Genomic DNA, 13,524 nt, shown 5'->3' with positions numbered 1-13,524 from the left:
CGCATACTCGGGGGGTGAGCGCGTACGAACTCCCGGGCGAGCCCGGCGCAGGCACCGGCCCCCCGCCGGGGACGGCCCCCGCCGTGTACGACGCCGTCGTGCTCGCCGGCGGGGCCGCCCGCAGGCTCGGCGGCGCGGACAAACCCGGTCTGCGCGTGGGCGGACGTGCCCTGCTCGACCGGGTGCTCGCCGCCTGCGCCGGGGCCCGCACCACCGTCGTCGTCGCCGACCCCCGGCCCACCGCGCGGCCGGTGACCTGGGCCCGCGAGGAACCGCCCGGCGGCGGACCCCTCGCCGCGCTCGCCGCCGGGCTGCGGCACACCACGGCGGAGCACGTCGTGGTGGTCTCGGCCGACCTGCCGTTCCTCGCCGGGCCGACCGTCGGGAGACTGACGGCGGCCCTCGCCGCGAGCGACGCGGACGGCGTGCTGCTCACCGACGCCGACGGCCGCGACCAGCCCCTCGTCGCCGCGTACCGCGCGCCGGCACTGCGCCGTGGACTCGCCGCGCTCACCGGTGACGGGACGGATCTCGCCGGGCTGCCGCTGCGCCGTCTGACCGCCGGTCTGCGTCTCGTCCGCGTCCCCGACGCCGTCGCCTCGTTCGACTGCGACACCTGGGACGACATCGCCACCGCCAGGGCACGCATCAGGGAGCATGGGCACGTGTTGGATGAATGGATCTCCGCAGCCAAGGACGAGCTGGGCATCGACCTGGACGTCGACACCCGCCTCCTGCTGGACCTCGCCCGGGACGCCGCCCACGGGGTGGCCAGGCCCGCGGCCCCCTTGACCACCTTCCTCGTCGGCTACGCCGCCGCGCGGGCCGGGGGAGGCGCCGAAGCGGTCGCCGAGGCCGCCCGCACGGCCGCCGCCCTCGCCCGGCGCTGGGCCGAGGAGGCGGCCGGCGACGGATCCGCCCCCGCGGCGGGCACGCCGGACACGGCCCCCGACGCCGCCCCCGACCCTCGCCCGGACGCCTGATGACCTCCCCCGGCACACGCGCCGGCGAGGAGGCGGAGGACCTCGACGTCGAGGAGGCGCTCGCCCTCGTGCGGGAGAACCCCGGACCTCCGCCCGGCGACCGGGCCCCGGCACCGGACGACCGGGCATCCGCCCCCGGCCCGAACCCCGGCTCCGGCCCGCACTCCGCCCCCGGTACGCGTGCGGGACGCCAGGCGCACCCCGGTGGCGACGCCCGTCCCGGTCACCGCGCCGCCCCGCCCGCACCGGCGAAGTCCCCGCACCGCGCGACCCCGTGGTCCGAGGCCCGGTCGGCCGCCGAGCGCGCCGGCCGGTCCGGCGCCCGCACGGGCCGCCGCACGCCGGTCTCCGTGCCGCTCGACGCCGCGCTCGGCCTCACCCTGGCCGCACCCCTCACCGCCCTCACCGACCTGCCCTCCTTCGACACCTCCGCGATGGACGGCTGGGCGGTCGCCGGCCCGGGCCCCTGGGCCGTGCGCGGCGAAGGCGTCCTGGCCGGACACGCCGGGCCCGCGCCCCTCACCGACGGCGAGGCCGTCCGCATCGCCACCGGCGCCCGCATTCCCCCGGGCGCCACCGCGGTCCTGCGCACCGAGCACGGCCGCACCGGCGAACGCGGCCGCCTGCACCCCACCCGCGAGCCCGCCCACGGCCAGGACATCCGGCCGCGCGGCCAGGAGTGCCGCAGCGGCGACCAGCTGCTGGCCGTCGGCACCCTGGTGACCCCGGCCGTCCTGGGCCTCGCGGCGGCCGCCGGATACGACACGCTGACCGTCGTCGCCCGCCCCCGCGTCGACGTCCTGGTCCTCGGCGACGAGCTGCTCACCGAGGGCCTGCCGCACGACGGCCTCATCCGGGACGCGCTCGGCCCCATGCTGCCGCCCTGGCTGCGGGCCCTGGGCGCCGGGATCGGCACGGTCCGGCGGATCGGCGACGACGCCGACGCCCTGCACCGGGCCGTCACGACGTCCGAGGCCGACCTGATCGTGACGACCGGCGGCACCGCCGCGGGCCCCGTCGACCACGTCCACCCGGTCCTGCGCCGCATCGGTGCCGAACTCCTCGTGGACGGCGTGCAGGTCCGCCCCGGCCACCCCATGCTGCTGGCCCGCGTCGCGGAGGGCCGGCACCTCGTCGGCCTGCCCGGCAACCCCCTCGCCGCCGTCTCCGGACTGCTCACGCTCGCCGAGCCGCTGCTGCGCACCCTCGCGGCCCGCCCGGCGCCGGAGCCGTACACCCTGCCGCTGCGCGACGCGGTGCACGGGCACCCGTACGACACCCGGCTGGTCCCCGTCGTCCTGCGCGGCGAGGGGGCCGTGCCGCTGCGCTACAACGGTCCGGCCATGCTGCGCGGCGTCGCGGCGGCCGACGCCCTGGCCGTCGTGCCCCCCGGCGGTGTGCGGCCGGGGGAAGAGGCCGAACTGCTCGACCTGCCTTGGGCCACCGGCGGAATCGGAGTGTGTTTCACGTGAAACTTCCGGGCCAGGACGCGATCGCCCGCCAGGCGGACGAGCACCTCGTGACCCATCGGGTGAAACTCCCGAGGAAGCTGGTGGAACACCCGATCCGCCAGGTCGGCAAGCGGCTGTCCCTGGCCCTGGTGGTCCTCCTGGCGACCGCGCTGATCGTCTACGCCGACCAGGACGGCTACAACGACAACTCGGACGGCTCGGTCGATCTCCTCGACGCCTTCTACTACGCCACCGTCACCCTCTCCACCACCGGGTACGGCGACATCACCCCGGTCAGCGACTCCGCCCGGCTGACCAACATCTTCGTCATCACGCCCCTGCGCGTGCTGTTCCTGATCATCCTGGTCGGCACCACGCTGGAAGCCCTCACCGAGCGCACTCGGGAGGAGTGGCGCCTGAACCGCTGGAGGTCCACCTTGCGCGATCACACCGTCGTCGTCGGCTTCGGTACGAAGGGGCGGTCGGCGATCTCGACCGTGTGCGCGACGGGCCTGCGGAAGGAGCAGGTCGTCGTGGTCGACCCCAGCGGCAAGGCGATCGACGCGGCGACGGCCCACGGGTTCGCGGGGGTGGTCGGCGACGCGACGCGCAGCGACGTGCTGAACCGGGCCGAGGTCTACCGGGCGAAGCAGATCATCATCGCCACCCAGCGCGACGACACGGCGGTCCTGGTGACGCTGACGGCCCGCCAGCTCAACCGCTCCGCGAAGATCGTGGTCGCGGTGCGGGAGGAGGAGAACGCCCCGCTGCTGAAGCAGTCCGGTGCGGACGCCGTGATCACCAGTGCCAGCGCCGCGGGCCGTCTGCTCGGGCTCTCCGTGCTCAGCCCCGCCGCCGGCATGGTGATGGAGGACCTGATCAGCCAGGGCAGCGGGCTCGACCTCGTCGAACGGCCCGTCATAAAGGCGGAGGTGGGCAAGAGCCCGCGCGAGACGGACGACCTGGTGGTGAGCGTCCTGCGCGGGCACCGGGTGCTCGGGTACGACGACCCGGCCGTCGGTGCACTGGAGTTGACGGATCGTCTGATCACCATCGTGCGGGCGACACCGGGCACGCAGGTGGCCCCCGACGCCCGTCCCCTGCCCCGCGACTGACGACGGCACCGGGCGGGCCGGCGGGATCCCTCCGTGCGTCGCGCCGGCCCGCCGGGACCCCGGTGCACGTAGTGATCACCACGACCGACGTCACCAGGGTGCCCGGCCGCACGGCCCCGATCACGGACGCGGCCCCGCTCGCGGACGCGGGCCGAAGGCGGACACGGTCCCGCTCGCGGACGTGGGCGGAGGGGCCCGGCCGGGGGCCGAGGAGTAGCGTCGCCCCCATGCATGCGATCACGATTTCCGAACCCGGAGGCCCCGAGGCGCTGGTCTGGACCGAGGTCCCCGACCCGGTGCCCGGCGAGGGCGAAGTCCTGGTCGAGGTGACGGCCGGCGCCGTCAACCGGGCCGACATCATGCAGCGCCAGGGCTTCTACGATCCGCCGCCCGGCGCCTCCCCCTACCCCGGTCTGGAGTGCTCCGGGCGTATCGCCGAGCTCGGGCCGGGGGTGTCGGGCTGGTCCGTCGGCGACGAGGTGTGCGCGCTGCTCGCCGGCGGCGGCTACGCCGAGAAGGTCGCCGTCCCGGCCGGTCAGCTGCTGCCGGTCCCCGAGGGCGTCGGCCTCAAGCAGGCGGCGGCCCTGCCCGAGGTGGTCTGCACGGTCTGGTCGAACGTCTTCATGGTCGCCCACCTGCGCCCCGGCGAGACGCTCCTCGTGCACGGCGGCTCCAGCGGCATCGGCACCATGGCGATCCAGCTCGGCAAGGCCGTCGGCGCGAAGGTCGCGGTGACGGCGGGCACCGAGGAGAAGCTGGAGCGCTGCGCCGAACTGGGCGCCGACATCCTGATCAACTACCGGGAGCAGGACTTCGTCGCCGAGGTGAAGGAGGCCACCGGCGGAGCGGGCGCCGACGTCATCCTGGACAACATGGGCGCCAAGTACCTGGACCGCAACGTGCAGGCGTTGGCCGTCAACGGGCGGCTCGCGATCATCGGCATGCAGGGCGGGCGGAAGGGTGAGCTGAACATCGGCATGCTCCTCGCCAAGCGCGCCGCCGTCAGCGCGACCTCGCTGCGGGCCCGTCCGCAGGAGGAGAAGGCGGCCATCGTGGCGGCCGTGCGCGAACACGTCTGGCCGCTGCTCGCCGGGGGCCACGTCCGCCCGATCGTCGACCGTGAACTCCCGATGAGCGACGCGTCCGCCGCACACCGGGTCGTGGAGGAGAGCGGTCACATCGGCAAGGTGCTGCTGGTCGCGGCGCCGTAGCCGTACGGACCGTACGCCGTCCCCCGCTACGCCCCGCTCCGTCGCAGGCGCAGGCCGACGAAGGCCAGGGCCAGCCCGAGGCCGACGAGGACCAGCCCGCTGCCCAGGGGCAGGATCTTCAGGACGGGGCCGGCGGATCCCTCGGTCCGCGTGCCGGACGTCGGTGCGGGCGGGGTCGGGTCCGCCGGGGACGGCGGGACGGCCTCCCCGGACGACACGACACCGGCCGGACGGTCGGGACGGCCGGGAAGGAGCCTGCCGCCGATGTCCTCCTGACCGGTGTGGACCTTCGGGAGGTTCTCCACCGGCGTCCCCGCCTCCGGCCGTCCCGGCCGCTGCCGGCCCTCACCCGCCGCGTTCCCCGCCCGGGACGGCTCGCCGTCCGGCGCGGAGACGGGCGGGGACGCCTTCGAGGAGGCGGGGGAACGCGTCGCGGGCCCACGGTCGGCACCGGGCTTCGGACGGGGCGTCGGAGGGCCTTCCTCGGCGCGGGACGCGCCGGCGGTCGCGGAGGCGACGGCCGGGGGACGCGAGTCGGGGCCGTCCGGACGGTGCGGTCCGCCGGAGCGGCCGGGTCCGACCGGGCGCTCGAGGTGCTCGGGGCGGCCGGGGGCGCCGGGGGCGTCCGGTCCGGCGCCCGCCGTCCGGGTCCCGGCGGGCGCCGGCACCGGAGCGGACGGGGACACGAGGCCCCCCGACACGAAGGCCTCCGGCGCCAATGCCTCCGGCGCCAAGACCCCCGCCACCGAGGTCCTCGCCACCGAAGCCCTTGTCACCGAAGCCCCCGCCACCGAAGTCCTCGCCACCGAAGCCTCCGACAGCGTGGACCCGGCGCCCCGTGCCACCCCCACCGTGCACGGCGCCAGCAGCACGCCCGCCCCCAGAACCCCCGCCAGCCCCGTCATGCGCACGGTGTGCAGCCATGGAGTCACGTCGGTGAACCCCTCCCGGTGAGCAGTCGCCAGAATCAACGGTCGCCGGTGCCGACGCCGCCGGCACCCGGGGGTGCCGACGTGTCCGCAATCGACGGCACCAGCCTCGTGCCTGCCCGTCCCGTCGGCATTCCGGACTGCTCCGTACGTGGTGGATCACGGTTGTCCGGGGGCACCACACGGGTGCGGCGTACGGGTGCGAGAGAATGGCGGGCATGGAGATGCCGAGGAACGACAGGTCGCCGGAGAATCCCCAGATCCTGGTCGTCGGCCAGGACGGAATGGCCCTGAGCGGGGGCGGTGACGGGGACGGGGAGTCCCGCGAGATCCCGGTGACGGAGCAGGTGGAGCAGCCTGCGAAGGTCATGAGGATCGGCAGCATGATCAAGCAGCTGCTGGAGGAGGTGCGCGTCGCCCCCCTGGACGAGGCGAGCCGCGTCCGGCTCAAGGAGATCCACGCCAGTTCGGTGAAGGAACTCGAGGACGGCCTCGCCCCGGAGCTGGTCGAGGAGCTGGAGCGCCTCTCCCTGCCCTTCACGGACGACGCGACGCCCACCGACGCGGAACTGCGGATCGCGCAGGCCCAGTTGGTCGGCTGGCTGGAGGGTCTCTTCCACGGGATCCAGACCACGCTGTTCGCCCAGCAGATGGCAGCGCGGGCGCAGCTGGAGCAGATGCGCCGCGCCCTCCCGCCGGGCGCGGGCCACGACGGCGAGGAACCGCCCCAGGGCGGTCGCTCGGGCGGCCCCTACCTGTAGTCCGTCCAGGTCACCGAGTCGCCGAAGGGCCCGGCAGCAGCGGCTGCCGGGCCCTTCGCCGTGCGCGCGGGGTCAGGAGGACGCGGGGTTGCCCGTCGACACCTTGAGCTGGATCTGCGGCATGTTCTCCGGGTCGACGTCCGTGCCGGCGATGGGGAACTGCTCCCGGACCGAGCCCTCGCCGTAGGTGTTCTCGTCGACCGGGACGATCTTCATCGTCCAGCCGGCCGCCTTGAAGCACTCCTTGACCGAGTCGATGTGCTTGAAGGTGAAGTCGGGCACCTCGATCATGTCGGGGTCGTTGTACGACTCCTCGGGCTCCGTGCACTTGTCCTTGTCGATCGTCTTCGTCGTGTCCGGCCCGCGGTAGCCCTCCGGCTTGACCGACGCGGAGGCGCTGGCACCGCCGCCGCCCTCGGGGTCCTTGTCGCCGCCGCTCATCGTCAGCGCCGCGATCAGTCCGCCCACCGCCAGGACGGCGACCACCGCCGAACCGATGAGCACGGGCTTGTTGCCCCTGCCGCCGCCCGAGGGGCCGGACCCCTGGGACGGGGGCGTGAGGGTGTACGGCGGCGGAGTGTGCGCTCCCTGCTGCGGGGCGTACACCGACGCGGCCGGCGTCGCGTAGCCGCCCTGCTGCGGATAGCCGTACGACGGGGAGGGCGTCGCCGGCGCCGGGGTGCCGTACGGGTTGGGCGCGGGCGTCGGCTGGTACGGGGTCTGGACGGGGCCCGTGGGGGCCTGGCCGGTCTGGTCGACCGGGGGGAACACGGCGGAGCCGACACCCGCGCCGCTCGGCGTGTGCGCTCCCGGGACGATGCTCGGCGGGGCGGCCTGGAAGGAGGCCGCCACCCGCAGGCACTCGTCGCGCATGGCCTCGGCGCTGGGGAAGCGCTCGTTGGGGTTCTTCTTCAGCGCGCGGGCCACCAGCGCGTCCACGGCCGGCGGCAGGGCGCGGTTGACCGACGAAGGAGCCACCGGCTCCTCCTGCACGTGCGCGTAGGCGATGGCCAGCGGCGAGTCCGCGTCGAACGGCAGCCGCCCGGTGACCAGCTGGAACAGCATGATGCCGACCGAGTACAGGTCGGAGCGGGCGTCCACGCCGCGGCCGAGGGCCTGCTCCGGCGAGAGGTACTGCGGGGTGCCGACGACCATGCCGGTCTGCGTCATCGACGTCACGCCGGACTGCATGGCGCGGGCGATGCCGAAGTCCATCACCTTGACCACGCCGCGCTTGGTCATCATCACGTTGCCCGGCTTGATGTCCCGGTGGACCAGGCCCATCTCGTGGCTGATCTCCAGCGCCGCCAGCACGTCCGCGGTGATCTTCAGGGCCTTGTCGGCGGGCATGGCGCCGAACTGCCGGACGTCCTCGTCGAGCACCGAGCCGAGCGGCCGGCCCTCGACGTACTCCATGACGATGTACGGCATCGGCGCGCCGACGCCCGCGCCGGAGGCGCTGTCGGTCAGCGTGTCCTCGCCGGTGTCGAAGACCGAGACGATGTTGGTGTGCGTGAGCTTGGCCACGGCCTGGGCCTCGCGGCGGAAGCGCTCGCGGAAGGCCTGCTCCCGGCCCAGCTCGGTGTGCAGCGTCTTGATCGCGACCTGGCGGTCCAGCACCGCGTCGTACGCCAGGTGCACCGAGGCCATGCCGCCCTCGCCGAGCAAGTCGCGCAGCTGGTAACGGCCGCCGGCGAGCGCGCGCCCCGCGTACCGGCCCTGTCCGGCGTCCTGGCTCATGTCTCTGCTTCCCCCGTAGGCGCCGGCGGCAGCGGCCCGGGCGCATTGATCGAAAGTGCTATTCCCGGCCAAGTCTGCCCCAGGGCAGTGACACGTCAAGCGCGGTGCCCGTTCCGTGACCGTACGCGAAAGAAGCGTCGCGCAAGCGTTACCGCGGGCGTACGGCCGGTACACAGAATTTGCACGACAGTACGGACCCAGGGTTTCATGACCGGTCCGTCTCGATGCCGGCCCCGGGGTCCATCTCGGACCGGAGGCTTGCGCGGAGGCTGTAGCGTGGCCGACGGAGACCGTAACAACACCGCGCGCACCGCGGGCAGAAACGACGGCGAGGACTGATGGCACAGCAGCAGCGCGCCCAGGGCCCGTCCGAACCCGAGGCTACTGGCGGCGGTATGGCTGACGCACCGGAGACCTGGGGCAACGGCGGCCTGGTCGGCGACGGCCGGTACCGGCTGACCCGCAGACTCGGGCGGGGCGGCATGGCCGAGGTGTTCGCCGCCGAGGACGTCCGCCTCGGCCGCACCGTGGCGGTCAAGCTGCTGCGCGCCGACCTGGCCGAGGACCCGGTCTCCAAGGCGCGCTTCACGCGCGAGGCGCAGTCGGTGGCCGGGCTCAACCACCATGCCATCGTGGCCGTGTACGACTCCGGCGAGGACTTCGTCGGCGGTCAGTCCGTGCCCTACATCGTGATGGAGATCGTCGAGGGCCGCACCATCCGCGACCTCCTCCTCAACGCGGAGGCGCCCGGCCCCGAGCAGGCCCTGATCATCGTCTCGGGCGTCCTGGAGGCGCTCGCCTACTCGCACCAGCACGGCATCGTGCACCGTGACATCAAGCCGGCCAACGTCATCATCACGCACAACGGCGCGGTGAAGGTGATGGACTTCGGCATCGCCCGCGCCCTGCACGGCGCGTCCACGACGATGACGCAGACCGGCATGGTCATGGGCACCCCCCAGTACCTCTCCCCGGAGCAGGCCCTCGGCAAGGCCGTCGACCACCGCTCCGACCTGTACGCGACGGGCTGCCTGCTGTACGAACTCCTGGCGCTGCGCCCGCCGTTCACCGGCGAGACCCCGCTGTCGGTGGTCTACCAGCACGTCCAGGACATCCCGACGCCTCCCTCCGAGGCGTCCGACGCCTGTCCGCCGGAGCTCGACGGCCTGGTGATGCGCTCCCTGGCCAAGGACCCCGACGACCGTTTCCAGACCGCCGAGGAGATGCGCGGACTGGTCCAGTACGGGCTGCAGATGCTCTACGAGCAGGGCGGCCACACCGGCACCTGGAACACCGGTCCCGTCGGCATGCACGACGGCCGGCGCACCCCGGCGGCCGGGATGGCGGGGACGACGGTGCTGCCGCACCCGGACCACGGCTCGGGCACCACGCAGATCCCCCAGCAGATCCTGCCGGGCGGCTACGGCGGTGGCGACGACGGAGGCTTCGAGGGACACGGCAACAAGGGCAGCGGCCGGGGCAAGCTGTGGGTCCTGGCCTTCCTCGCGGTGATCGCCGTCGTCGCGGGCGTCGCACTGGCGCTGAACAACAGCGGCGGCGGCAAGGGCGGCGGCACGGACACCTCCCCGACCCCCACGGTCTCGCAGAGCACCGGCAGCGAGTCCCCCTCCTCGTCGCCCAGCGACGAGGAGACCGAGGAGAGCTCCGACCCGGGCACGGAAGAGGACCAAGGGGGCGGCGGCACCGGCGGCGGGGGCTGGGAGCAGCCCTACACGCCGTCCTACACGCCGTCGCAGACCGTGACGGAGGACCCGACCGGCGAGGCGACCGACGGCCAGACGGGCCCGTCCACGCCGACGGACGGCGGTGGTGGTGAACCCTCGGACGGCGCCGGAGAGCCCTCGGACGGCGGTGGAGAGCCGACGGACAACGAGGGGGAGCCGACGGACGACACCGGCGACACCGAAGGCAGTGTGACCGGTGCCTCGGGTGGCCCCGCGGGCGGAGGAGTCTGACCCACCTGTTCCCCACGCGCGCGTGCGGCCCGGAAACGGGCTCCACGCGCGCGTCGCGTTCCGGGACGTGCGCGGGGAGCCGGAGCCGCCCGTCCCGCCGTGAGGGGGCGTGAGTCCCGGGCACGGAATCGTCAGTGCTCGTCAGCGCCGGTCAGTGCTTTTCAGTGCTTCTCCGCCTGCACGCGCGCCACGAAGGCCGCCGCCTGCGAACGCCGCTGCATTCCGAGTTTGGACAGCAGATTCGACACGTAATTCTTGATCGTCTTTTCGGCCAGGTGCAGTCGCTCGCCGATCGCCCGGTTGGTGAGCCCCTCGCCGATCAGCTCCAGGATGCGGCGCTCCTGCTCGGTCAGGCGGGCGAGCCGGTCGTCGACCCTGGTGGCTCCGTCGCGCAGCCGCTCCAGCACCCGCTCGGTGGCCGCCGGGTCGAGCAGCGACCTCCCGGCGGCGACGTCCCGTACGGCGGACAGCAGTTCGGCGCCCCGGATGTCCTTGAGGACGTAGCCGGAGGCGCCCGCCATGATCGCGTCGAAGAGGGCCTCGTCGTCGGCGAAGGAGGTGAGCATGAGGCACCGGACGGACTCGTCGCGGGAGCGGATCTCGCGGCACACCTCCACGCCGCTGCCGTCCGGGAGCCGCACGTCGAGCACCGCGACGTCCGGGCGGGTGGCCGGGATCCGGGCGAGCGCGTCGGCCGCCGTACCGGCCTCCCCGACGACCTCGATGTCGGGCTCGCCCGCCAGCAGATCGTGCACACCCCGACGGACCACCTCATGGTCGTCGAGGAGGAATACCCGTATTTTTCCGTTTTCGCGCACGCGCTCAGTCTCACACACCAGCTCTTCCCGTGCCCGGGGTGGCCGGGATAACGTGCCGTTGTTCCGGCCCCCTGCGAGGCTGTGACCAGTAAAACTTCCCCACTTCGCCGATTTACTTGGAAATCCGAGTAAAAACGCAGGTCAGGAGGGGTTTCACAGAAATGTGGAGCACTGGGTAACGTGCCTTTGGCAGGGATGCTCGCCGGGGCACCTGTCACGCCTGTTCCCGACCGGGCCGCACCCACCCTGTGCGACCGACGGGCCGCAGGTGAGCCGCACTGGCACCCGGCGAACCCGGGGGCCGGACCGACGGAGGAGCACACGTGACCGTGGAGAGCACTGCCGCGCGCAAGCCGCGACGCAGCGCCGGAAGCAAGGGAGCCGGCGCCACCGGCACCGAGAACGGCACCACCGGCGCCAAGCGCACCACCCGCACCGCTGCCAAGAAGGGCTCCGCGACGGAGCTCGTGCAGCTGCTGACGCCCGAGGGCAAGCGCGTCAGGAAGGCGGCCTACGCGGAGTACGCCGAGTACGTCGCCGACATCACCCCCGACGAGCTGCGCGGCCTGTACCGCGACATGGTGCTCACCCGGCGCTTCGACGCCGAGGCCACCGCGCTGCAGCGTCAGGGCGAGCTGGGCCTGTGGGCCTCGCTGCTGGGACAGGAGGCCGCCCAGATCGGCTCCGGCCGCGCCACCCGCGAGGACGACTACGTCTTCCCCACCTACCGCGAGCACGGCGTCGCCTGGTGCCGCGGGGTCGACCCGACCAACCTGCTCGGGATGTTCCGCGGCGTGAACAACGGCGGCTGGGACCCCAACAGCAACAACTTCCACCTGTACACGATCGTCATCGGCTCGCAGGCCCTGCACGCCACGGGTTACGCCATGGGCGTGGCCAAGGACGGCGCGGACTCGGGCGTGATCGCCTACTTCGGCGACGGCGCCTCCAGCCAGGGCGACGTGAGCGAGGCGTTCAACTTCGCGGCCGTCTACAACGCCCCGGTGGTCTTCTTCTGCCAGAACAACCAGTGGGCGATCTCGGAGTCCAACGAGAAGCAGACCCGCGTGCCGCTGTACCAGCGCGCCCAGGGCTTCGGCTTCCCCGGCGTCCGGGTCGACGGCAACGACGTGCTGGCCTGCCTGGCGGTCACCCGGTGGGCGCTGGAGCGCGCCCGGCGCGGCGAGGGCCCGGCGCTGATCGAGGCGTTCACGTACCGCATGGGCGCCCATACCACCTCGGACGACCCCTCCCGCTACCGGCACGACGACGAGCGCGCCGCCTGGGAGGCGAAGGACCCGATCCTGCGCCTTCGCCGCTACCTCGAGTCCGCAAACCACGCGGACGAGGGATTCTTCGCGGAACTGGAGGCGGAGAGCGAAGCGTTGGGCAAACGAGTGCGCGAAGTGGTCCGTGCCATGCCGGACCCGGACCGGTTCGCCATCTTCGAGAACGTGTACGCGGACGGGCACGCGCTCGTCGACGAGGAGCGCGCCCAGTTCGCCGCCTACCAGGCGTCGTTCGCAGAGGCCGAGGGGGTCTGAGATGGCAGCGGAGAAGATGGCGCTGGCGAAGGCGATCAACGAGTCGCTGCGCCGCGCGCTGGAGTCGGACCCCAAGGTCCTGATCATGGGCGAGGACGTCGGCAAGCTCGGCGGCGTCTTCCGCGTCACCGACGGGCTGCAGAAGGACTTCGGCGAGGACCGGGTCATCGACACCCCGCTGGCCGAGTCCGGCATCGTCGGCACCGCCATCGGCCTGGCCCTGCGCGGCTACCGACCGGTGGTGGAGATCCAGTTCGACGGCTTCGTGTTCCCGGCCTACGACCAGATCGTCACGCAGCTGGCCAAGATGCACGCCCGCTCGCTGGGCAAGGTCAAGATGCCGGTCGTCATCCGCATCCCCTACGGTGGCGGCATCGGCGCGGTCGAGCACCACTCGGAGTCGCCCGAGGCGCTGTTCGCGCACGTGGCGGGCCTGAAGGTGGTCTCCCCGTCGAACGCGGGGGACGCGTACTGGATGATGCAGCAGGCCATCCAGAGCGACGACCCGGTGATCTACTTCGAGCCCAAGCGGCGCTACTGGGACAAGGCCGAGGTCGACACCGAGGCGATCCCGGGCCCGCTGCACAAGGCGCGGGTCGTGCGCGAGGGCACCGACCTCACGCTGGCCGCCTACGGCCCGATGGTGAAGCTCTGCCAGGAGGTCGCCGACGCGGCGGCCGAGGAGGGCCGGTCCCTGGAGGTGGTGGACCTGCGGTCCATCTCCCCGCTGGACTTCGACACGATCCAGGCGTCGGTGGAGAAGACCCGCCGCCTGGTCGTGGTCCACGAGGCACCGGTGTTCCTGGGCTCGGGCGCGGAGATCGCGGCGCGGATCACCGAGCGCTGCTTCTACCACCTGGAGGCCCCGGTGCTGAGGGTCGGCGGCTACCACGCGCCGTACCCGCCGGCCCGCCTGGAGGAGGAGTACCTGCCCGACCTGGACCGGGTGCTGGACGCCGTCGACCGCTCGCTGGCGTACTGAGGAGAAGGCGTTGA

Annotated in this window: 11 protein-coding genes; 8 read left to right on the top strand and 3 right to left on the bottom strand. The window is 73.3% G+C overall.

The annotated features are described in order from the left end of the window. Window positions 1–14: 14 nt before the first annotated feature. The 4 genes from JHAT_RS02345 to JHAT_RS02330 all read left to right on the top strand — a co-directional run bounded on the left by JHAT_RS02345 (window position 15) and on the right by JHAT_RS02330 (window position 4,760). Window positions 15–983: an NTP transferase domain-containing protein gene (locus tag JHAT_RS02345; protein WP_171990702.1), complete on the top strand. Its 969-nt coding sequence runs from the start codon at window positions 15–17 to the stop codon at window positions 981–983. After that, window positions 983–2,455 (top strand): molybdopterin molybdotransferase MoeA, encoded by a 1,473-nt coding sequence (locus tag JHAT_RS02340; protein WP_077796319.1) that lies wholly within the window; start codon window positions 983–985, stop codon window positions 2,453–2,455. Before JHAT_RS02345 ends, JHAT_RS02340 begins: the two co-directional genes overlap by 1 nt. After that, the gene (locus JHAT_RS02335) at window positions 2,452–3,549 is read left to right on the top strand and encodes a TrkA family potassium uptake protein (RefSeq protein ID WP_077796318.1); all 1,098 of its coding nucleotides are present in this window, start codon (window positions 2,452–2,454) and stop codon (window positions 3,547–3,549) included. The genes JHAT_RS02340 and JHAT_RS02335 overlap by 4 nt, the downstream gene beginning before the upstream one ends. A gap of 227 nt (window positions 3,550–3,776) precedes the next feature. Then, a complete protein-coding gene (locus tag JHAT_RS02330; RefSeq protein WP_077796317.1) occupies window positions 3,777–4,760 on the top strand; it encodes an NAD(P)H-quinone oxidoreductase in 984 nt (327 codons plus the stop codon). Window positions 4,761–4,786: 26 nt separating this feature from the next. Here JHAT_RS02330 and JHAT_RS33615 read toward each other — a convergent pair whose 3' ends face one another. Further along, the gene (locus JHAT_RS33615) at window positions 4,787–5,065 is read right to left on the bottom strand and encodes a hypothetical protein (protein ID WP_143660341.1); all 279 of its coding nucleotides are present in this window, start codon (window positions 5,063–5,065) and stop codon (window positions 4,787–4,789) included. Window positions 5,066–5,907: 842 nt separating this feature from the next. Here JHAT_RS33615 and JHAT_RS02320 point away from each other — a divergent pair. Next, a complete protein-coding gene (locus JHAT_RS02320; RefSeq protein WP_077796351.1) occupies window positions 5,908–6,450 on the top strand; it encodes a bacterial proteasome activator family protein in 543 nt (180 codons plus the stop codon). A 72-nt stretch (window positions 6,451–6,522) separates the two neighbouring features. On the opposite strand, the gene JHAT_RS02315 is transcribed toward JHAT_RS02320, so the two are convergent. Then, window positions 6,523–8,190 carry a protein kinase gene (locus JHAT_RS02315; protein ID WP_077796315.1) on the bottom strand — a complete coding sequence of 556 codons (1,668 nt, stop codon included), beginning with the start codon at window positions 8,188–8,190 and terminating at the stop codon, window positions 6,523–6,525. A gap of 338 nt (window positions 8,191–8,528) precedes the next feature. On the opposite strand from JHAT_RS02315, the gene JHAT_RS02310 reads away from it, so the two are divergent. Further along, a complete protein-coding gene (locus JHAT_RS02310; RefSeq protein ID WP_171990701.1) occupies window positions 8,529–10,166 on the top strand; it encodes a protein kinase in 1,638 nt (545 codons plus the stop codon). A gap of 161 nt (window positions 10,167–10,327) precedes the next feature. Here the strand turns inward: JHAT_RS02310 and JHAT_RS02305 are convergent, their stop codons facing one another. Beyond that, entirely contained in the window at window positions 10,328–10,984 is a 657-nt protein-coding gene (locus JHAT_RS02305) for a response regulator transcription factor (protein WP_077796313.1), read from the bottom strand. Window positions 10,985–11,307: 323 nt separating this feature from the next. Between JHAT_RS02305 and pdhA the strand changes: the two genes are divergently transcribed. After that, window positions 11,308–12,528, top strand: a complete 1,221-nt coding sequence (pdhA, locus tag JHAT_RS02300; protein WP_077796312.1) for a pyruvate dehydrogenase (acetyl-transferring) E1 component subunit alpha — start codon at window positions 11,308–11,310, stop codon at window positions 12,526–12,528. Between the two features lies 1 nt (window position 12,529). Next, window positions 12,530–13,510: an alpha-ketoacid dehydrogenase subunit beta gene (locus tag JHAT_RS02295; RefSeq protein ID WP_077796311.1), complete on the top strand. Its 981-nt coding sequence runs from the start codon at window positions 12,530–12,532 to the stop codon at window positions 13,508–13,510. Window positions 13,511–13,524: the final 14 nt, after the last annotated feature.

It is taken from the genome of Streptomyces sp. JHA26 (assembly GCF_002005565.1).
In the GTDB taxonomy this organism is placed as follows: Bacteria; Actinomycetota; Actinomycetes; order Streptomycetales; family Streptomycetaceae; genus Streptomyces.
Note: the sequence above shows the minus strand (reverse complement) of the source record. Positions and strands in the feature narration are given on the sequence as shown.

Coding starts and splice junctions, on each gene's coding strand:
- JHAT_RS02340 (WP_077796319.1), top strand. CDS start 983: ATGACCTCCCCCGGCACACGCGCCGGCGAGGAGGCGGAGGACCTCGAC.
- JHAT_RS02320 (WP_077796351.1), top strand. CDS start 5,908: ATGGAGATGCCGAGGAACGACAGGTCGCCGGAGAATCCCCAGATCCTG.
- JHAT_RS02310 (WP_171990701.1), top strand. CDS start 8,529: ATGGCACAGCAGCAGCGCGCCCAGGGCCCGTCCGAACCCGAGGCTACT.
- JHAT_RS02295 (WP_077796311.1), top strand. CDS start 12,530: ATGGCAGCGGAGAAGATGGCGCTGGCGAAGGCGATCAACGAGTCGCTG.
- JHAT_RS02315 (WP_077796315.1), bottom strand. CDS start 8,190: ATGAGCCAGGACGCCGGACAGGGCCGGTACGCGGGGCGCGCGCTCGCC.
- JHAT_RS02330 (WP_077796317.1), top strand. CDS start 3,777: ATGCATGCGATCACGATTTCCGAACCCGGAGGCCCCGAGGCGCTGGTC.